14 protein-coding genes are annotated in these 21,166 nt (G+C 65.2%); 1 reads left to right on the top strand and 13 read right to left on the bottom strand.

What is annotated here, in order from left to right:
- Positions 1 to 2: 2 nt before the first annotated feature.
- From Q0L30_RS03975 to Q0L30_RS03985, 3 genes are read right to left on the bottom strand one after another with little or no spacing between them, the layout of a single operon-like run.
- Positions 3 to 398 (bottom strand): DUF1987 domain-containing protein, encoded by a 396-nt coding sequence (locus tag Q0L30_RS03975; protein ID WP_296651452.1) that lies wholly within the window; start codon positions 396 to 398, stop codon positions 3 to 5.
- Between the two features lie 19 nt (positions 399 to 417).
- Complete coding sequence (locus Q0L30_RS03980; RefSeq protein ID WP_296651455.1) at positions 418 to 981, bottom strand: SiaB family protein kinase; 564 nt, start codon at positions 979 to 981, stop codon at positions 418 to 420.
- Between the two features lie 12 nt (positions 982 to 993).
- Entirely contained in the window at positions 994 to 2,109 is a 1,116-nt protein-coding gene (locus Q0L30_RS03985) for a SpoIIE family protein phosphatase (RefSeq protein WP_296651628.1), read from the bottom strand.
- A 177-nt stretch (positions 2,110 to 2,286) separates the two neighbouring features.
- Between Q0L30_RS03985 and Q0L30_RS03990 the strand changes: the two genes are divergently transcribed.
- A complete protein-coding gene (locus Q0L30_RS03990; protein WP_296651458.1) occupies positions 2,287 to 2,955 on the top strand; it encodes a hypothetical protein in 669 nt (222 codons plus the stop codon).
- Positions 2,956 to 2,997: 42 nt separating this feature from the next.
- Here Q0L30_RS03990 and Q0L30_RS03995 read toward each other — a convergent pair whose 3' ends face one another.
- From Q0L30_RS03995 to bcsB, 10 genes are all read right to left on the bottom strand, one after another.
- Entirely contained in the window at positions 2,998 to 5,742 is a 2,745-nt protein-coding gene (locus Q0L30_RS03995) for an EAL domain-containing protein (RefSeq protein ID WP_296651461.1), read from the bottom strand.
- A 329-nt stretch (positions 5,743 to 6,071) separates the two neighbouring features.
- Complete coding sequence (locus tag Q0L30_RS04000) at positions 6,072 to 6,866, bottom strand: hypothetical protein (protein ID WP_296651464.1); 795 nt, start codon at positions 6,864 to 6,866, stop codon at positions 6,072 to 6,074.
- A 500-nt stretch (positions 6,867 to 7,366) separates the two neighbouring features.
- Positions 7,367 to 7,582 carry a hypothetical protein gene (locus tag Q0L30_RS04005; protein WP_296651467.1) on the bottom strand — a complete coding sequence of 72 codons (216 nt, stop codon included), beginning with the start codon at positions 7,580 to 7,582 and terminating at the stop codon, positions 7,367 to 7,369.
- 33 nt (positions 7,583 to 7,615) lie between these two features.
- Positions 7,616 to 9,199, bottom strand: coding sequence for a cellulose biosynthesis protein BcsG (bcsG, locus tag Q0L30_RS04010; protein WP_296651470.1), 1,584 nt, complete (start codon positions 9,197 to 9,199; stop codon positions 7,616 to 7,618).
- A 22-nt stretch (positions 9,200 to 9,221) separates the two neighbouring features.
- Positions 9,222 to 11,807 (bottom strand): UDP-forming cellulose synthase catalytic subunit, encoded by a 2,586-nt coding sequence (bcsA, locus tag Q0L30_RS04015; RefSeq protein WP_296651474.1) that lies wholly within the window; start codon positions 11,805 to 11,807, stop codon positions 9,222 to 9,224.
- Complete coding sequence (gene bcsQ / locus Q0L30_RS04020; protein ID WP_296651477.1) at positions 11,804 to 12,610, bottom strand: cellulose biosynthesis protein BcsQ; 807 nt, start codon at positions 12,608 to 12,610, stop codon at positions 11,804 to 11,806. Before bcsQ ends, bcsA begins: the two co-directional genes overlap by 4 nt.
- The gene (locus tag Q0L30_RS04025; RefSeq protein WP_296651479.1) at positions 12,607 to 12,810 is read right to left on the bottom strand and encodes a hypothetical protein; all 204 of its coding nucleotides are present in this window, start codon (positions 12,808 to 12,810) and stop codon (positions 12,607 to 12,609) included. The genes bcsQ and Q0L30_RS04025 overlap by 4 nt, the downstream gene beginning before the upstream one ends.
- A 224-nt stretch (positions 12,811 to 13,034) precedes the next feature.
- Positions 13,035 to 14,612, bottom strand: coding sequence for a cellulose biosynthesis protein BcsE (bcsE, locus tag Q0L30_RS04030; protein WP_296651482.1), 1,578 nt, complete (start codon positions 14,610 to 14,612; stop codon positions 13,035 to 13,037).
- A 69-nt stretch (positions 14,613 to 14,681) separates the two neighbouring features.
- Complete coding sequence (locus Q0L30_RS04035; protein WP_296651484.1) at positions 14,682 to 18,749, bottom strand: cellulose synthase subunit BcsC-related outer membrane protein; 4,068 nt, start codon at positions 18,747 to 18,749, stop codon at positions 14,682 to 14,684.
- A gap of 2 nt (positions 18,750 to 18,751) precedes the next feature.
- Positions 18,752 to 21,121, bottom strand: coding sequence for a cellulose biosynthesis cyclic di-GMP-binding regulatory protein BcsB (gene bcsB, locus Q0L30_RS04040; RefSeq protein ID WP_296651487.1), 2,370 nt, complete (start codon positions 21,119 to 21,121; stop codon positions 18,752 to 18,754).
- Between the last annotated feature and the right edge of the window lie 45 nt (positions 21,122 to 21,166).

Below are 21,166 nucleotides of genomic sequence, written 5' to 3' on the forward strand. Positions count from 1 at the left end.
CCTCATCGTCCCTCGTCCGCGATGGGACGATCCGTGAACTCGATTGCGCAGAAATCGGCCCGCAGTTCTTCGCCGAACTCGGCGATCGTCTCATCTTCCTCGTCGCGGTACCAGTTCATCAACACGCGGGTTCCCGACTGCGCCGCCTGATCCAGTGTGTCGAACATGCTGAACAGCATCTTGGTGCTCGAACTGTTGAAGTAGGTCAGAGCGACGTCGATGGTGATCACGGCCCCGGCGTTCTCAGTCAGATACCTGCGCAACTGCTCGATGACGGGAGCATAAAACGCTGCCGCATTCTCGGGATATGACTCGCCTTTGATCGACAACGCGTGCTGATGAAAGCGGAAATCGACCTCGGGCGAGGTCGTCGTAGCGGCAATGTGTAGATTATCCATGGCTCGTATGCCTCCTTGATCAGATAATGGCCATGAGGCAAAACAGCGTGGTGCCGGGTTCGTCGGCACGCGAATGAAAAGCGAATTCAAGGGGCGCACTCGCATCGCGCGCCATGGTCAGAAAACCCAGACCTGCGCCTTTGCTATTCGCCGGCGTGTCGGCGCGCAACGTTACCTTGTACGCCTGCCGGATCTCTTCAAGCGACATGTTGCGCAGCGGTTCCAGCTTGTTCCGCAAGCTCTCGACCTCGTCGGTCGCCATTGGATTGACGCACAACATCGCATAATGCTCGCCGTCCCTGGAAATGCACACCGCTCCCTCGCGTATCGCACCTCCGCCTTCGTCAGCCGGCTGAAGCGCATTCGATGAGTAATGGACGATGTTCTGCGACAGCTCGATAAAGGACGAGAAGAGTTTGCGGCGGGTCGGACCGCTTACCCCGGCGACTTCCAGCTGCAGCTTGACAACCTCGCCCATCGCTGCGACGACGTTATGGGAGAAGTAGCCCTTGTGGTAGAAGAGCACGTTGCGTCGCTGCGCGAGTTCGAAAAAAGCGCTGTCTTGATCGGGTAGTTGAGACATTCTTGGACTTGACTAGATACGGGCACAAAAAAGCGTGACGTCATCGCGGCGTGGTTGCGCACCTTGCCATTCGGCGAGCGCCAGCCGAAGGTGCTCGCAGATTGTCGATGGCGGTTCTGTTCGATGATCGAGAATCATGTCCAGCGCGCGGCGTCGGCCGAAAGCGATGTTTCGCGGGCCTCCGATCTGATCGGTCAGGCCATCCGTGCAAATGAACAGCAGGCTGCCAGCCGTTACCGGAGTCGAGTGCAGGCTCCATGCATAGTCCGCGCCGCTGTCGACATAACCCACGCCCATTCGGTCTGCCGTAATCGTCTCGAACTGTACGGCGTCGGGTGACAGGATGTGCAGCGAGACCCTTGCCCCTGCGAAATGCAGCACGCTCTCCTTGGGATCGAACCAGAAGAATGCGGCATCGAGGCCGTCGTTGGACTGGCTCCCTTCGTCCGCATCGTTCACCTGCCCCAACAGGCCTTTGACATTCCGGTTGACCGCTGCCAGCAGGGCGGCCGGGTCGCGCGGACCCATCTGTTCGAGCGCCTTCGACAAGGACGCCGAAGCAAGCAAGGTCATGAAAGCGCCAGGAACGCCATGACCGGTGCAATCGGCTACAGCGCCAAACCAGCCGTACGGAAAGGCGGCAAAGTGATAAAAATCGCCGCCGACCACGTCACGCGGTTCCCAGACCATCGCGCCGTCGCGAAGCCTTGTCGACAGCGTCTCACTGGAAGTACGCAACATGGCGCGCTGAATCACGCTGGCGTATTCGATGCTCTGCATGAGCTGATGGTTTTTCTCCGCCTGCATTTCTGCAACCGCGCTTACCAGTTGAAGACCGCTGCCCAAGCCGAGGAAGCGTCCGTCGCGCGTCACGATGAAACCGTCGACGAGCGCCTTTTCTCCGGCCTCGACGGCCCTGAATGCCAGCGCTTCGATATTGACGTTGGCATCGACGACGAGCGGCTCTTTGTCCATGAACGCGATGCAGCTTTTCTTGTCGTAGAGTTCGCGATGAAAAGGCTTACTCATTTGCGACATGAAAATATCGCGATTGATCAGACCAATTGGGCGGTGATCGTCGATTACCGCCAGGCTCCCCATGTCGCGCCGCGCCGAGAAAATCTCCATGACCAGGGCGTTGGTGTCCTCGGCGTCTACGGATGGAACTTCCTGGCACAAATCTGCCGCAGTGGACAGATTTCTCTGCGCGGAAGAGCGGCGAAACCCCGAGAACGCTGGATGCATGGCAACGCCAGTCGATGTATGCGGAAACATCGCAAGCTAAGGTGTCTCCGTGTACTTCTTGTGACAAAAGAAGGCGGATTTGATTCAATAATGCGAAATCGTAAATACGCCATTGCGAAAACGTTTGCGTTTCAGGCGGGAATCAAAAGCCGGTCTCTGCTGATTTGCGCGAATGCAACATCCAGAAATTCGAATGCTTCTACTCACGCCTGGTTGATGACTCATGTTGGCGAGCCTAAAGAAAATATCCTGGAGGTCGATATTTACAGTCAGGGCAATGCAAACCGGGAATTGCACATGCAGGTGAACAGCACTGTTTCGGGGCAGGTTTCGCAAGCCGGAACCTCGGCTAGCTCCACCGACGCGGATTCGCCGTCCACCACCACGGCGCCTGCCCACGCGAGTTCCTCGACAACGCATGGCGGCGCCCATTCCGGCGCTGCTGCGGGCGCTTCGTCGAACGGCACGAGCGCGGAGAGTCCCGCTATCCGGCAACTGAAGGCGTTTATCCAGAGTCTTCGCGCGCAATTGGCAAAAACGCAGGAAGCGATCGCGCATGACATGGCGCTGGCGAAGCACGACCCGAGCGGCGTGGCGAGCGGTGGCGCCATGAGCCTGACCGGTGAGCTCATGACCCTCGAATCGGCATTGCAGACGGCGACCGCCGAACTCGCACAGCTCATGCTGGCGAGCGGCGAGACGACCGGCATGGTGAGCGATACGGCTTGATCGCCAGGTCGAGCATGTTCCCTCGACCCGGGCAATTGCGGATCAGATCACAATTTCCCGCTCCATGTTCTGGTCATCCGCACCACGGTGCAGCGTCTGCTGCGCATTCAGATAGTGCATCAGCTCGGCGTTCGTCACGAAGCTTGCGGCCGAGTCGTTCGCGAGAATGGCCCCGGCCTCTTGTGGTCTCGCGATTGCGAAGCCTTGCACGTAATCGACGCCTAGTTCGTTCAGCGCACGCAAGGTGTCGAGATCTTCGACCCATTCGGCGATGCTGCGCATGCCGAGGTTGCGTGCGAGGGTGATGATCGCCTCGACAATCGCAATATCGGCGGGATGGTTACACATCGTGCGCACAAACTCGCCATCGATCTTCAGCGCGTCGGCCGACAGCTTCTTCAAGTACCGCAACGATGTGTGGCCTGCGCCGAAATCGTCGATTGCGATCTTCGCGCCCATTTCGTGCACGCGAGCGATGAAGCGTTCCGTGTGCTCAAGATCGTGCAGCGCGACGCTTTCGGTGATTTCGATGCACAGGTAATGAACGACGTCTTTGTGACGCGCGAACAATGCGAACAGCTCGTCGACAAAGTGCTCGTCATTGAGCGATCCACCGCTCAGGTTCACGCACACGAAGCACGTGGTGGCGAGCATTGCACGGTTCTCGCTGAGCCATGCGAGCGTGGTCGAGAGCACCCAGCGGTCGATCTCGACGATGGTGCCGGTGTCCTCGGCGGCGGCAATCAACTTCGCGGCGGTCGCCACCGAGCCGTCCGCCATGCGCAGGCGCAGCAGCACCTCGAAGTCGAGCGATTCTGCCGGTGCGCGCATCGACATGATCGGTTGCATCACGAGGAATAGTCCCTCGGGCAGGCGGCTTTGACCCAGCGCCTCGATCAGATTGATCTCGGCGGCACGCTCCTCGAACGCCGGTGCGCCTTTGCGCAGTGTGACAAGCCGCGCGCTGCCGCTGCGTTTCGCGGCGCGACACGCGCGGTCTGCATGGGCGAGGGCGTCAAGGACCCGCTCGCCTGGCGAGCACTCGACGACACCAATCGATCCCCTGACCTGGAACGCGCGTGTATCGACGTGAATCGGTGCGGAATTCAGCGCGACGACAAGTTCGCGACAGTGCGCTGCTGCGTCGTTGATCGCCGCATTCGCGAGCACCCACACGAATTCGTCACCGCCAATTCGCCCGATAGGGACGTGCGAGCCGAAACACTCGACGAGACGCGTTGCGACGTGCCGCAATATTTCGTCGCCGGTTCCGTGACCGAACAGATCGTTGAACTGCTTGAACCTGTCGAGATCGAGATATGCGAGTGCCCACGATCCGCTTTCGCCGCATTGCCGGCCAATGGCTTGCTCGATGCCGCGCCGGTTCAGGAGTCCGGTGAGGGGGTCGTGCTCGGCCAGGAAGTGCAGGCGCTCCACCGCTTTCGAGTGGTCCGTCACGTCCTCGAGCGAGCCTTCGATGAAGCCGTTTGATCGAATCGCCCGCAGCGAGTAGCGCCGCGCATCTGTCTGTGTGCCGGCTGCGCCCTCGATTTCGATCGAAGCAGAGTCTTCGCGCTCCAGGAGCTCGGCGAGGGCGCGCTCGGCGCCAGGGGCGAAATAGTTGGCCCACCGATGCGTGCCGTCGTGCTCGTCAGGCAGGCACAGCATCGAGCGCAGCGCCGGATTGACACGGACGAAGCAGTTCTCTGCGTCCAGCGTGAAAAGGCCGATTGGCGTCACGTCGTACGTCTTGCGCAGTTCGGTCTCCGCTTGCTGGCGGCGTTCGCGCTCTTCGCGCACACGTTCCGCAATGGCGACCGCACAAAGCATGCTTGACGACAGCGCCGTCACGACGGGACTCAACCCGCCAGCCAGCGCTTTCACTCCGAGCGCGGCAGCGAGCACTTCTGATAGCGACGCGACCAGGACAATGGCCATCGACGCGGCATACCAAAGCACGGCGCGCGAACGCGCCTTGGAGACCAACTGCACCAGGAAGTGAGTGAGTACCAGTATGCCGAAGCAGGCGATCGTCCACAGCACTGGAATGAAGTGCGCGTAATCCAGCGTGAGTGCGGCGGCCAGCATCAGGCAGCCGCTGTACTGCACCGCGCGAACGCTCCAGCGTGGGGTGATTACCTTCAGCTCGCGCCGAAACACCTCCAGAAAGAGCGTAAAGAAGAGCGCGTAATAGCTGGCGAACGCTAATCTGCGCAACAGCGGAATAAGATCGGGCGGGATGAGTCGACCCATCCATTCGGTATCGAAGCCCATTGCATTTCCGCTCAACCGCAGATTGAGGACGAGCCAGGCGCCGAAGACCACGTAAGTCCACTCGCGATTAATGATTGCCGTAACAAATGCGAACATCGCGAGCGTCAGCAGGCCGCCGGTGACGAGCGACGCGCTTTGCTGGAATTCGAGGGATGATGCCTCAAGACTTTCGCGCGTCGATGCGGAAGCGGTGATATAGGCGGGTCCGGAGAAGAGGCCTCGGCACAGGATCTGCACGTCTTGGGCTCGCGCGTCGAGTTTGAGCGCAAAGCCGGCCTTGTTGAAGCGCATCGCGCCGCTCGTGCCGTGGCGGTCGCCTGCGCCGAGCAGTGCGAGAACGGGGCCCGTTTGCCAACAGGACAGCGCCCGTGCGTGCCTCGAAGGCAGATCGATGAACGTGACGGCTCCACGGCCCAGGACCGGCGCAGTGAGCGTGAACCAGAACGGCGTTTCCGCGAGATGGGTACTGAAGCGTCCAGTGGGCTCCGCATCGCGCAGGCGGGCGATGGCCATGGTGGGTGGCAGTGTCGCCGACGGATCTGCAATCACGCGTAAGCCGAGCGGGACTATTCCCGTCGTGTCGAACTGGCGTGGCGCCCAGAGCAAGACTGCGATGGTGCCAAGCGCTAACAGAAATGGCGCCACGTACGCTGAGAACCGCCACGCCCAGTTGGTCAGTCGGTCCCGAAACGGCCACTTAACGCTTGTCATTTGCTGCCTTTCCCCAATGACTTCATTCTCGATTTCATGGCAATGCTGCGATGGTCGGTAACGACAGCCCGGCTGCCGCTACCGCCACCGATATTTCGCCCGCCCGGATGCCTTCGGGCGGGTATCCAGCCTTATGCTACGTTCTGCGACTGCAGACGGTCTGAGGTGTTGCTCGCACAACCTCCGCACCCAGTGCCGTGGCTGGTTTCGCTTTGCTTCGGCGCGACGCTAACATCGATATCCGGGTGATACGTCTCAACCATGAATCCGAATAACGGATGATTGGCCTGCGTCCAGCGTTGACGGGCTAAAGCAACTGGTTTCGCCATCAACCGATGTGGCAACCCGCCAACGTGCGCCATCGGCAGGTATTCGTTTTTCCCGTACACATCGTCGAACAACATCGCCTCATATTCCCGATCGAGCGGCGATCGTGCCGTAATCAACATCCAGTCGACTCCATTCTGCGCGCAGTACATGTAATAAGCCTTGCACAGCGCAACCTTCACCAGCCGGCCGATCGTCCCGCGCGCGACGCCAAGTCGCGTCGCCTCGGCAAGGCGCGTCTGGCCCAGCCAGTCCGGCAGGACGACCGATTGCTCGACGGCAAGCGGTCCGAACTCGTTCGTCTGGACCCGCATGGTGCCGAGCGGGCCGCCATCCAGCCGCGACTGCGCGAGCAGCACCACAGTACCGGGCGCAGCATCCATCGCCTCGATACCCATAGTTTCGGCGAATTCCGGAACGTGACGCCGATAAGCGGCGCGGCGCATCTCGACGGCCTTGTCGAGATCCGCCACGCTGCTTACCACCTTTATCGTAAACGGCAACGTCTCCGTTTTCTTTACGGCACTCTGATTGAAGCTCTCGCCGAGCGACGTGTATTCCGAATTTTGCGTTAAAAGCACTGACTCAATGCGGTCCATATCAACCCCGTAGAAAAATGTGAAAGGAATTTGTCGCGTTCGAAGCAGCAGAGTCGCTTCTGACGCGACAAACCAGATTCTCATCCACGCAAACGGGGTGATATGCGTAACAGGAAACAGACGGGAGTCAGTCTTGAAGACAGCGTTTCGCACCGCAGATCAAGAATTGGCGTTTCGACGGTGATGTCGCGCGTAAAGGCGCGTTGGAGGGAAGATGGGAGCGATGCTTTGCGGGTGACGGTAAGCTCGGCAGGCACCGGCTTTATGCAGCCTGAATCGATTCAGGCTTCGCGGCCCCGCACGATCCCGGCACGGCGCGAATTGCGGCAATTAACGCTTCATCAGGCAGGGCTATTTATCGTTGCTTCGAATGCCGCGTTAATTCCGTTGCGGTATTCGGTTGCGACATCTATTGCGCAATCAACGATTAATCGTTTCTTTGTCGCAGATCATGCTTTATGGATCGATATGCGAATTGGTAAGCCAGCCGTGCATCGATATCAAGCCGCCGAACCGTCCTCATTACGCTGCAGGTCCGTGCCGTGCGATCCGCCGTCGAACGTGAGTTCCAGCACGGCGGCAACCAGCGGCCAGCGCCGCGCCGCGTCGTGCCACGCGTCCTGCGCCTGCACGTCGAAATAAGCGTCGCGCTCCACGCCTTCCACCAGCCGGGCAAGCCCGTCGATATCGCTCGGCAGCCGCGGCGCGCGGCTCACCGGCTGTCCTTTACGCCATCGCCGCAACGGCATCTATCGGCCCTCCACCCACACGCCGTCCGGCGTGTGAATCACATAGCCCGTGGACGTCGTCATCGTGACGGTCTGTTCGTTCTCTCCGATCATGCGTGTTTGCGGCAGGTTCTGCGCGTACTGCGAAAGCGGTGGCGCGCCGGTAACGAACGGGCTTTTCGCAACCAGGTTCGAGAGCAGTTGTGCGAGTGCGAGGTAACTCGTGGGCGTATCGATCGTCACCGCGCCGCCTGCCGTCTCCGAACCTTCGGGCAGCCCCACGAGTTTCACGCCCACCGGAACGTGGATGATGTTTGGCGTGGGAATCTCGCGCATGCCCGCGATCTGGTTCTGCTCTCCGCGCAGCGCGGCACCATGCTCGGGTACGAACACGATGACTGCCTTGTGGCCCGATTGCGCGATGAGGTCGATCAGTCTGTTGATGTCGCCGAGCAATTGCTGAAGCCGGATCGGATAGGACTGGAGGCTCGACAGCCTGCTGTTGGGCAGCCGGTTGCCGTCATGCAACGACACCGTGTTGTAGTAAAGCGCAACTGGCCCGCCGCCCGCGGCAAGGCGCTGCTTGTACCAGCGCGCGAGGACGTCGTAGTCGCCCACGAGCGGCGAGCCGTCGAACTCGCGCATGGCGATGGGCAGGCCGTCGTTGGACGGTATCGTTACGCCCGGCACGCCGATCGCGCGTATCACGGTGCTGCCGAAATCGTCGAAGCGGCCGTTGTGGTTCAACAGTGCATTCGGGGTAAAGCCCGCTTGGGCGAGTTCGGCGAACAGGTGACATTCGGGTGGCGCCGGGTCGTACAGGGTCTTGTGCGGCTCTTGACCACATGAGGCGCGCATCACGCGAATGGCCGCCGGGCCGCTGTAGCTCGCGGCCGAACTGAAATTCTGGAAGATGTAGTCAAAGCGTGAGAAGAGCGGATTGGTGCGGTATTTCGCGACGTCGAGGTCATCCCACGAAAGCGAGCAGATGTGCACCACGATGATGTCGAACTGCCCGGCCGGTTCGCTCGTGAGCGCGGTGAAGCTGACGTGGCGTCCCTGCTCGTTACTGCGGAATGCCGCGAGTTGCTGGTCGTAGCTGCCCGAGCGCTCGTCGCGCGTCGTATTGCGATTGTCGTTGCCGTTGTCGACGGTATCGGCGAGCGACGTGCTGCTGGTTGCGTGAGCAACCAGCGTGCCGACGCCTTGCCAAAGCGGCGCAACGATCAGCGCAATCAACACGAAGGTCGTCACGCGTATCCACCGGTTGAGCACGATGTAGGCGAGCACGGCCGCGACGACGGCGACGATCATCGAGGGCGAGATCACGCGGCCCGCCAGTTCGAGCATGTACGAAGGCGTGAAGGTGGCCAGCACGGGAAGCTGCGACATCACGCGGTCGAGCGCGGGCAGGCTCGATTCACGATAGACGAGCGCGATGCCCGCGACGATGGCGAGCATGTGGCGCACGATGCGCAGCCACCGCATGCGCACCGGGACAAGCAGCCCGGCGGCGAAGAGCAGGTTCAGCCACCAGTCGGGGCTCAGTTTGCCTGCGTAGAACAGATACAGCTTGGCGGCGAAGTAGAGGTTCCAGAGTCCCATGATCAGTCGCGTGTTCCCGGTGTCAGGACTGGCGGGGCGAGCGTGCCCGGCGCCGCGTGAGGAAGTTTTCGAGCGCGTCGACAATGGCATCGGCGAGGCGCAGGTAACCTTGCCAGCTCAGTTCGATCAACTGGATCAGGCTGTGCAGCGGCGCGTCGGGGGCGGGCACGTCCTCCCATTCGAGCCATGCGTCGGCGCGGCCGAACGTGCATTCCACGAGCCGCCGCTCATCCTCCGGGCTCAAGGCCTCGAAGCGCACGCCAAGACGGCGGCTCGCGCAGCGTGCGACGGTGGCGGCAAACGCGTGCTCGACGATGCCGCGCGAGAGGCACACATTGATGCGCTCGCCCGGTTTGAGCCGCACGTCGACGGGCAACCGCAGGCCGAGCCCGCCCATCGAATAGTTTTCGGTCCTGCATGCCAGCGTGCGGCCATCGGGCAGCGTCAGCATGGCGGGCACGCGCAGCGGGATGCGGTGCGCCACGCGCACCTGGCGCGCCTCCGTCGCGACGCCCACGGCTAGGCCGAGCACCGTGAGGTTCACACCGGCCCAGAAGAGGTTCATGAACACCGTGGATGGTTCTTCGCTGCGCCAGATCGTGAGCCGGCCGATGCCCGCGAGAAAGGCGACCAGGTTGACCGCGAGCAGTACGAGATAGGGCCGTGAGATGGTCCAGTCGAGATACTCGTTTTCGATGTGGCCGCCCTTGGACGTCACGTTGAACTTGCCGAGCTTCGGATTCACGAACGCGATGGTCGTGGGCAGCACGATGTACCACGCGAGCACGGCTTCGTACGCCTCGGCCCAGAACGAGCCTCGATAACGTCCCTGGATGCGTGAATTGGCGATCTGGGCGATCAGCAGATAGGGCAGCACGTAGGCCAGGATCACAAGTGCGGGCGTATTGATCACGTGCAGCCCGAAGAACAGGTACGCACCCGGCATCACGAGGAAGATGAGGCGCGGAAAGCCGTAGAAAAAGTGCAGCATGGCGTTGCTGTAGCACAGGCGCTGGAAGAACGAGAGGCCCTTGCCGAACCACGGATTGTCGACGCGGAAGATCTGCGTCATGCCGCGCGCCCAGCGGATGCGCTGGCCGACGTGGTCGGCGAGGCTGTCCGTGGCGAGGCCCGCGGCCTGGACCGTGCGCAGGTATGCCGACGTGTAGCCATGTCGATGCAGCCGCAACGAAGTGTGTGCGTCCTCGGTGACCGTTTCCACCGCAATACCGCCGATGCGCTCCAGCGGCCCGCGTTTGATGATCGCGCACGAACCGCAGAAAAACGCCGCGTCCCAGAAGTCGTTGCCGTCCTGGATCAGCCCATAGAACAGGCTGCCTTCGTTGGGCACGCGGTGGAACGTGTCGAAGTTGCGTTCGAACGGATCGGGCGAGAAGAAGTGGTGCGGCGTCTGCAGCATCGCGCACTTCGGATCGGCGAGAAAAACGCCCATCGTCGTCTGCAGGAAGCTGCGCGTGGGCACGTGATCGCAGTCGAAGATGGCGATGTATTCGCCATGCGTCAGCGGCAGCGCGTGATTGATGTTGCCCGCCTTCGCGTGCGTGTGCTCCTTGCGGACGATATAGCCCACGCCCGCCTCTTGCGCGAACGCGCGGAATTCGTCGCGGGTGCCGTCATCGAGGATATAGACGCGCAGTTTGTCGCGCGGCCAGTCGATCGAGCTTGCCGCGAACACCGTGGGGCGCACGACCGAAAGCGGTTCGTTGTAGGTCGGGATGTAGACGTCGACGCTCGGCCATTGCGCGGGATCGTCGGGCAGCGGCTCCGACTTGCGATTGAGCGGCCACGCGGTCTGCACGTAGCCGAAGATCAGCACGATCCACGTATAGAGTTCGGCGGCGTAAAGAATGTAGCCGACCACCGCTTCGGCGGGACTCCCGAGATGCAGCGTCTGTGTCGAGCGCCACCAGACATAACGGCCCGTCATCAGGAGCGAGAGCATCATGATCAGCATTGTGGCGAGGCGGCCCGGCACGCGGCGCACGATCAGCACCACGACGCACACGACGAGGAACAGCAGGAACTGGTGGCCGAGCGGCAGCGGCGTCGTGCACACGGCGATGGCGGCAATGAACGCGAGCCACAGCAGGGCCTGGCGCAGGTAAGGCACGCGGTCGAGCGCTTCGGAAAGGACTTCGAGGCGTGCGCGTATGCCGTCCCAGTCGATGGCAGGCAGGCGCGCGGCGATCGTTGCGCGCGCAATCGCCGCGCGCCGGTAGAGCGGTGCGAGGAGGCGGTCGAGCCACGCGCGCAGCATGACGCGGCGCGGGTGCGGCTGCTTGCGTAGCCGCCGCAGATCGGCGGCAAAGCGGCGGCGCCTTCTGCGCGGGCGCAACAAGAGGCGCACGAGCCACGCGCGCAGGCTGCGGTCGCGGCCCATGTCGAGCCGGTTGGCGGCGTCGCGGCCGACCGCCGCGAAGAACAGCGCGGGCAGGTCGCGCTTGCCGGGGCCCGGCGGCCGGAAGAAAACGCGCAGCAGCCATCGGCTGCCTGGCGCGTCGGGCGCGACGTTCAGTTCGGGCGCCACGATGCCGCGCAGCGCGGACCAGAGCGCGCCCCAAAGTGCGATCAGCTTCGCGCGGATCATGGGGCCGCTCCTTGTGCGCGCTGGACGGGCTGTGCGGGCATAGAGGCGTCTTCGGCGGGGGGATTGGCCCAGTGCAAAAGCCACGACGCAATGCCGTTCAGGTCGTGCGCCGCCTGTGACTCCGGCGTGTTGAGACAGAAGCCTTCGCCGCTCGCGAGCGCCGCCGGTACGCCGGTATCGGCATGAATGACGTACGGCAGCATCGCGGCGCCGAGCCGCGCGCGCAGCAGCGCGACGATGTCGGTATGCAACGCGCGGGCGGGCACGACTGCGTTCGTCACGAACGCGCTGTGCCTGCCTGCGCGCCGGAGTGCGGCTTGCAGGCGCGGCAGCGTCGCGCAGGCCGTGGCGTCGGGTGTGACGACGGCAAGCACGAATTCGGCGGCGTCGATGGCCTGGCGCGCGTGCGGTGATGGCCATGCCGTGCAGTCGATCAGTGCAATCGCTTCGCGCGGCAGGTCAACGCGGGCGAGCAGATCGTGCAGCCAGTGCGGGCGGGCATCGAGCGCGGCGCTGGTTGCCGCATCGGTCGTACCGTCTTCGCTGCCCCAGGGCAGCACGAGCACACCGTCGTCGCTTTGCAGCGCGGCGTTCGCCCACGCGTCGGCGTGCCCGGCGAGGTGCGAGACGAGCCCGTCGCGCGCGCTTTCACGCAAACCGAAGTGCAGCGCCAGCACGTTGCGCGGATCGCATTCGACGGCAAGCACGCGCTGTCCGCGTGCGGCGAGCAGGCTCGCGAGTTCGGCGGTCAGCGTCGTGCGGCCTGCGCCGCCCGTGGCGGAGACGATCGCGATGGTTCTCATCGGCGCGCCTCCCCGGTGCCTGCGCGGCGCTTGCCGCGCACCACGAGCGCGTCCAGTTGCGGCGGCAGCACGACGGGACGGCTACGCGCGGGCAGTGCCCAGCGCGGCAGCCAGCGCGAGAGATTGAAGCGCCACCAGATCCACCAGAGCGGCGCGGCGAGGATCAAGCCCCAGACGAAGTAGCCGAGAAAGATGTTCATGGGCGCTCCCCGGTTTTGAGCGGCAACGGCGCACGGCGCGGTGCGGCGCGCGGCTTTGGCGCGGCGTGGCCGGCTCGCGCCGAAGCGGCGTCGAGCGCGGGCAGCAGGCCGCTTTCCAGTGCCGCGGGCGCAGCGGGTGTTTCGCTGGCGGCCCGAGCGCCGTTTGCGGCTTCCGCGCGGGCGGCTTGCAGCGCGGCGGGCTGCTGAAGCGCCAGCCAGCCGGATTAGTCGGGCGGGGTTTCGTCGTCGATCTCATCGGAAAGCGCGTCGAGCAGCGCGGTGATGGCCTGCGGATCGCCGCAGCGCTGCTCGCCCTCGAACAGTTCCGCGAGCGGGCGCGCGAACACGCGCTGACACACAGCGTCCGCGTCGCTCAGGCGGCACGCGAAGAAAAACACGTAGAGGCTGTCGCCGCTCGCCGTCACAATGTCGCCCGCGCGCCGCAAATGGCACGCCTTGAGGGCGTCGACGTGCGCCACTTCCGGCATCAGTGCAAGCCGGATCAGCACGCTCGGCAACTGGATCACGCGGCTGCGATCGACGGCTTCGCGCACGAGTTCGATGAAATGCGCCGCGTTGACATAGCCGGTTTCGTCGCCGTGCATCACGGCGGCGATGGCCGCGCGAAAGTCCGCAGGCATGGGCCGCGAGTAGACCTGCCCCTGCAGGCTTTCGACGATGGCCTCGACTTGCGAAAGCGGTGTATTGCGGTGAATCACGCGGTTCACGCCCAGCGTGAGCATCAGCGATTCGTAACGCAGGGCCACGCCGTCTTCGCGCACGATGAGCTTGAGCGCTTCGCCGCATTGCAGCCGCACTGTATGGACCTGTTCCGCGAGCGTTTCAAGCTGGCCGCGCGCGCCGAAGTCGAGGATCACCGTCGCGGCGACCGCGAGATGCGCGGCGGCAACGGCGGCCTCGTTGTTGTCGACGATCTCCCACGCGGGCGGAAGCAGCCGTTCGTTCAACACGGCGTCGCGCGAGACGATCACTCGGCCTTCGTCGGGGGCGAGCAGGCCCGCTTCGTCGATGGTCGTGTCGAAGGTGCCGCCTGCCACCGTGAGCCGATGCTCCGCGGCGGAAAAGCGCAGCGGCAGCGACTGGCTGCCGTGCACCGCGTCGCCCGCGCGCCAGAACGCGATTTCCCAGTGATATTGGCCTTGCGCGTGAAGCAGCTGCGCCGCGCCCGCGAAGCGGGACTGGAATGCGTTGAGTTCGGCGTGGCCGCGCTCTTCCGTCAAATCCGGCGGTGCGGCGACGATCAGGATGCCGTAGCGGTGCTGCGCGCACCATGCCGCCAGGTCCGCACCCTGCCGCGCGAGCGTGGCCGCGTCGCCCCAGGCGAAGAACGCCTCGGCGCCTTCGATCAGGAACTGGCTGCCTGGCGCCGCGCATTGGTCCGCGAGCGCCTGCAGCGCCTCGATCAGCACCTGCGTGCCGTCACGCCCGGGCAGCGGGCGCAGCGCGCAGACGTTCGACCAGGCGCCCGTCGCGCCGGGCCGGTCGATGTCGACGCCGTGCTCGCGCAGCGTTGCCGCGAGGCTCGCGGCGTCGCGCGTCGAGAGAACAGTCGCCGGGCCGCGCAGCGCCGCGGCGGCGGTTTGCCAGAAGAGCGCGTCGCGCGCGGGCGAAGCGCTCGCATAGACGATATGCACCTGGCCCGCGCCGAGCGACGCGAGCGCGCCCGGCAGGCCGTCGATCGCGATCGGCTCGCGCGGCGCAAGGCGCGCCAGCAGCGAGTAGCGCGCGTCGCGGCTGACGGCGCGCACGGACGCTGATGCAGCGGGGGCGGGTTGGGTCATCGTATCGCTCCGGTCGCGGCGTTCCACCCTGCGGCAGTACTGCCGCCAATACTGCCGTCAGCACTGCCGTCAATATTGTGAGTACGGCGTGACGGGCCGCGGCGGGTAGGGCACCGGGCCGTGCTGCTTCGAGAGGAAATACCGCAGGTAGACCATGCCGACGTTCGGCGCGTAGTCGCGCGACCGGTCGATTGAAACGCGTCCGCCCGCCACCCAGTGCGGCGTAATGCGATATTCGAGTGCGGCGAGCAGCGTGTAGCTGAAGCCGCCGCCCGAGCCGCCGCCGAAAAACGGCGAGCCGAGTCTCGCGGCCGAAAGGCGCTCGACGGCCTGCTGCTGCAAATCGGGGCGCGTCGGGAAATACGGCGACTCGTTCTCGTTGGTGAACGATAGGCCGACGGATGCCCCCAGCTCCCACGAAAGCTTCCTGTAGCGCCCGATCCAGTTGAACGGAATGCTGAACGAAAGATAGCTTTGCGGGCTGTAGTAGCCGCCGTTTCCGAATGTATAGAAGTGCTCATTTTTCGAGTACTCCCAGTAGTTGATGGTGAGCCCGCTCGAAATAACCTGGTTGGGGCGCTTGAAAAACGGCCAGTCGTAGCCGCTGCGCACCCGCAATTCCTGGTTGGTCCGCACGTTCGTGCCGGTGAGCAGCCCGAACGAGACGCTCGTGAACACCGTGCCGGGGCCGAAGTCTTGCGCGCCGCGCACGGTCGCGCTGTTGCGCACGACGCCGCCCCACGTCTCGCCCGTAACGGGATCGCGTCCGCCCGCATAGGAGACGAGGCTGCTCGTCATCGCGCGCCGCGACAGGTCGAAGCTCAGCGATGCGCGCGAGAATTCGTGCCGGTACTGCAGGCCGCCCAGCACGCTTGTAATCGGAAAGCCGATTGGCGTGCTGCCGATATCCGCACGCCAGCTGTCATTGGCGCCGCTGAACTCGTAGCCGGCTGCGAGCGCGACGCCGGTCGCGGTGTTGTCGACCGGCCCGAGCACCTGATTGCCGAGCGCCGCGATCTTGCCGTACTGGTATGCGTCGTCGAAGCTGTTGGCAGGTAACGTACCGGCGTCGAGAAAGACCGTGTCGGCATGGAAGAAGTAGTGGCCCGTGTAGCCGTTCGGAATCCGGACGTAGAGCGGAATTTCGGTGGCGTTCATCTGCGAGATGCCTGGGGTGCCGGAAAGGTTCGACTGGTACCACTCCGTCGCAACCTGCCCCTGGCGGCGGTCTTCGAGCCCCTGAAGCGCGCGGCTCGCGGAGGTCGTGCCGTCCGCATCGGGCTGCACGCCCTCGGCCTGCTCCTGCGTGCGCGAGGTGCGAAAGAGGCTGGCCGCCTCGTTGTAGTGGCCGCGCGCCTGCGCGACGCGCCCGGCCTGCACCGTGATGTCCGAGCGCTCGGGGTAGCGCTCGCGCAACGAATCGACGACACCCTGCGCCTCGTCGTTCAGGCCGAGCGACGTGAAGCGCCGCGCGACGGACAGGCGCGTATCGATGTCGTCCCCGGGGGTGTCGGCCAATACTGCGCGCACCATGTCGGCGGCCTCCCGCTCCTCGCCCATGCGCTCCAGCATACGCGCAACCGTGAGCCGCGCATCGGCGTCGTCGGGCTGTGTCGCGAGCACCTGCCGGGCCGATGCCATCGCGCCCTTGTAGTCGCCCTTCGCGTCGAGCAGGTCGGCCTGCGCGAGCAGCCAGCGGCGGTTCGACTTGAGCGCGTCCGGAACTGCGGCCAGCGTGCGTTCAGCGGCCCGGTAGTCGCCCGCCTCCATCTGCCGGCCCGATTCGCGCGCGGCGAGCCGCAGCAACTGGTCGTCGAGGGCGGCGCGCTGTTCATCGGTGATGCCCGCCCGTGCGCGGGTGCTGGCGAGCCACTGCGCGAGCGCTTCGTCGCGCTCCGCCGCCGCGAGCAGTTCGCCGTAACGCACGCGCGCGCCGTTCGCCGCCGGGTCGTCCGGATGCGCATCGAGCCAGTCCGTCACGAGCTTGAGCCCCTTGTCGGGCTGGCCGATGGCGATCCACTCGCGTCCGACCGTTGCGAGCATCTGCGGATCGTTGGGCACGTCGGCTGCTGCGGCGTCGAGCACGGCCTGTGCTTCCTGCTCCTTGCCTTGCGCGATGAGTTGGCGGGCCTGCGCCACCTTCTTTTGCGCCGCGAGATTACCCATCAGGTCGCGCATGCCCTGGCTGCGGTCGGCGGGTGCGATGGCGTCGAGCAGCGCCGCCGCCGCGTCGACGTCGTCCACGGAGTTCAGGTAGAGCGCGCTCGCGTAGCGCATGTCGGGCGCCGCCGAGACCTTCAGCCCGTCCTCCATCACCTGGCGCCCCAGCGCGGGCAGGCCAAGATCGCGGTACTGGCGCGCGAGCGTGAAGCGCGTCCAGGCGTTGTCCGGCGTGAGCTGCACGGCCTCTTCGAGCTTCGCAATGGCCGGGCTCTTGCGATTTTCGGCGATCAGCGCGTCGGCCTGGATCGACAGCAGTTCGGCGCGCAGGCGATTGAGTTCGGCTGTCGATCCGCTCATTGATCCGCTCACGCGCGGCGCCGTCGACGCGATAAGCGGCTCGATTTCGTCCTCGCGATGCGTTTCGCGCAGCACCGTGACGAGGCTGCGCAGCGCATCCATGTCGGGCTTCGGGGCATCGACCAGCGGACGCAGCACGCTTTCCGCTTCCGGATATTTTTGCTGCGCGATCAGCGCGTCGGCGAGGATGCCGAGCGCGCTGGTGTTGCCCGGGTCGAGCTTGAGCGCGTCGCGCGCGAGCGATTCGCCTTCCTCCGGTTTGCCTTGCTGGTTCGCCGCGCGCGCCCGCGCGATGGTGCCCCAGAGGGTGGCCGTCTGGAGCAGGCTGCGCCATTTGCCGGCGTTGCTGCGGTCGAGTCTGAGCGCGCGCGCGAACAGTTCGCGCGCTTCGTCGTGACGGCCCTCGCGCAACCGCACGAGACCGAGCGCGCCGATCGTCGCACCGTCGTTGGGGTTCGCGCGCGACGCGCTCTGCAACGAGGCTTCGGCGCCGCGCAGATCACCGCGGTCGAGTTGGGCGAGTCCGCGTGCGCGCGCCTGCGCTCCAGGGCTCGGGCGACGTGGGGCTGCCGCAGCCGGTTTGCCCGTTCCGCCCGTGCCTGCCGTGCCCCCGGTGCCCCCGGTGCTGCCGGTGCCCCCCGTGGCGGCCAGGTTCTGCGCCCCGGCGAGCGCCTGCGCCTGGCCCGTCGGACCGAGGCGCTTGCCCAGTTCGGCGACGACCTGCTGCACATCGGTGTCGTCGGGCACTTCCTGGAGGTAGCGGTAATACCAGATGAAATAGTTCGGATCGTCGCGGGTCCCGCTGCCGAGCGCACGCCGCCAGAGCTGGAGCGCTTGGGCATGGTTGGCGTCCTGTCGCCGGTACGCGCGATAGATGAGGTTGAGGCCTTCCATGCGCGTCTCGACGCGGTCGGTCAGCAGGTCGCCGAGGATCAGGGCGACACGCGGATCGTTCGGGTTCTGGCGCACACGTACGCGCAGTTCGTCGATGGCGCGCGCGCGGCCCGCGGGCGTGCCCGCGAGGATGCGGTAATAGTCGCTCGCCAGGTCGCCTGCGGGCGCGCCGTTCGGAAACAGCGCCAGCAGACGCTGCGATGCTTCCTCCGCCTTGCCCGCGTTCGCCAGCAGGCGGATCTGCGCCATCTCGACCTTGCCGCTCGTGGCGATGCGATACGCGTCCGCGAGTTCCTGCGTGGCGGGCGCGTTCGGTTGTTGCTTGCGCAACCGCGCGAGGATTTTCGCGGCTTCGGCGGGCCGGTTCGAGCGCAATTCGACCAGACCGAGAAGCGCCAGCGCGTCGGGCTGGTTCGGGTCGATCAGCAGCGCTTTCTGCACGATGCCGCGCGCCATGTCCGGGCGGTTTTTCGCTTCCCACATGCGCGCCGCCGAAAGCAGCTGCGCGATCTGCGCGTTCGGCTGTGCCGGACTCGCGGGTGCGGGAGCAGCAGGACTGGCGGGCGTCTGCGCCCAGGCGAGGCACGGCGACGCCGCCATCAGCAGCGCGAGCAGCCGCGCGAGTCTCGCCGCCAGCGGCGCTTCGCCCTCGGGCGCCGCGCTGAACGGCACGGATGCGAAGGAGGTCAGCGTGCGGCCCACGCGAACGAAGACCGGCGGCATGCTCAGCCCCCGATACGGCGGGCGGCGATGCGGCCCAGCGCCCAGAACACGGTCAGCGCGACGACAAGCCCGGCGAGGATGCCCGCGAGCGCCATCAGAGCCGGATAGCGCGAGATGAAAATCCAGGCGCGCGCATACCACGGCAGGTCGCCGACGAAGTAGCGTTCGCCCACGCGCAGGCCCTCTACTTCCCCCTGGCGCACGACGGTCAGATCGCCGTGAATGAGCGCGACCTTCTCGCCGTTCTCGAAGGCGTCGAGCACGTCGCCGAGCTGCGCCGACGAGGTCGTTGCCAGCGCCACGACACTTTTGCCCGCCGCGAGCGGCGACTGAAAGCCGATCAGCGCCGCCATCGGCCCGCCGAGCGTCACGATCGAGCGGCCGCGCGGGGCGTTGTCTGCATCGTCCGTGCCGCCGAGCCAGTCCGGCCAGCCGCCTCGCTGCTGGCGCGTCGTCACGGCGGTTTTGCCTTGCTCGATCAAGAGCGGCAGCGACTTGCCCCACTTCGCGAGCAGGTCGGCGGCGGAGCCCGAGCCGATCACGAGCAGATCGCGGTTGCGCACGCTGTCGATCTGGCTCGCGGGCGTGAGCGTCACGCGCAGCGTGGGCAGGCCGGTCCATTCGCCCATGTAGCCGAGCATCGTCAGCACGGCTTCCTCATCCTTCGTGTCGCGCTGGTCCGGGATCACGACCGCCGTGCCCGCGAGGTCGGCGAGCCGCGTGAACGGGAAGCCGCTGTTGGCGAAGTACGCGAGATTCGGCAGTCCCGTGTAGTGCGCGAAGGCGCTGAAGTCGACGGACGAATCGGGATCGATGGCCGCACGCGCGACATCGGCGGCTGTCGCGGTGCACAGGCCGGTCTTCTGCGAATCGATGTGAAAGAGGAACTGGAACTGGTTGTTGCTGCCGACGCGAAACGCGGGGATGTCCACTTCGTTCGTCGCGCGTGCTTCTGTGCCGGAGAGCAGCGGCACGCTGATGCGCGCCTCGTTCAGCCGCCGCGTGACCGGTTTGAGCCGCTCCGAGCGCACGAGCTGATCGTTGATGCTGACGTTGAGCACGGAGTCGTTGTAGGTGGACGGCGCCGTATAGCGGTAGCGCAGATCGAGCGCGACGTTACGCTGGGCCCACGCATAGAGATCGGCGGGCACGCGCAGGTTTACGCGGATCGCAGGCGGGTTGTAGCCCGACACCTGAAGCTGCTGCGGATCGCTCACGAGCTGCCGGAACAGCACGGGGCGATCGGTCGGTACCCAGCTCGGCGCGTCGTAAGGCTTGCGGGCAGGGCCGGGATCGACGGATTTCACGGTCACGCTGCTGCCCGCCATGCCCGCCTGGCCGAGTACGAGCGCGTAGGCGGCGGTCTGCAGCTCGTCGGGCGTGCGGCCCGCGAGCACCAGCAGCTTGCGGCCGGAGTGCGGATCGGCGGCCGGATTGGGCATCACGGACACCGTCGGGCCCTTGATTTCCGGCAGCGTCAGTCCTTCGGGCATCTGACCCGGCAGCACGAGCGCGATGGCGTTGGCGTCGGGCGGGGCCGTGCGCACCACCGGGAAACGCACGCCGCGATAGCTCGCCAGCACGCCGAGCCACGACGCGACGACGCCCGCCGCGCGCAGCGTGGGCACGCCTGCGTTGCCGGCCAGCACGAACGGCACGCGCACGAGGCTGTTGTCGTGGCGGTCGAAGAACGGCACCGGAAGCAATGAGAGACTGTCCGGCAGGACGACGCGCGCCGTCTGAAGCGTAAGCGTGGTGGCGGTGCTCACGTCGGTCCAGAGGCTGGAATGATAGGGGTCTTCGCAATGATCGAGCGTGTAGTGCGCGATCATCTGCACGCTGATCCGGTTGAAATCGGTGAAAAGGCGCGGGTCGAGGTCGATTTCGCTCGTCACGGGACGGCCCGCGAGTTCTTTCACGAGCGGAATCGTCGCCACGACTTCGTCGTTCACGAAAATTCGCAAATGCGACAGCGAATAAATCAGCGACGGGGAGTAGGTGTAAACGAGCTTGAGCTTTGCGCCGGTCACGATTTCGTCGGTGCGCACGCCGACGTTCATCGTGTCCCTCGGGTCGAGGCCGCGCAACAGCATCGGCCCGTAGCGGCCCATCTGGCGCAGCGTGTAGACGCGCTCGCGGGTTGGACCGGGCGGCGTCGGCTCGCCCGCTTCCGCAACCGCCGTGGCAGGCGCGGTCTGGATGACCGCCGGGCCAGTGGGCGCTCCGGTGGCCGAAACAGGGGCCGATGCAGGTGCCGATGCAGTGATCGGCGCAGGCGTGCTGGCGGCGGGCGCAGTGGCCGCCAACAGGCTCGAGGCCAGAAGCAGACCGGCGACGAGGGCGCCGGAACCAATGTGAACAGAAACTCGCATTGCAACCAGCCCCTTCTTGTCGATATGGCGGCGGCGAATTGCTCC

It is taken from the genome of Paraburkholderia sp. (assembly GCF_024281035.1).
Taxonomy (GTDB): domain Bacteria; phylum Pseudomonadota; class Gammaproteobacteria; order Burkholderiales; family Burkholderiaceae; genus Paraburkholderia.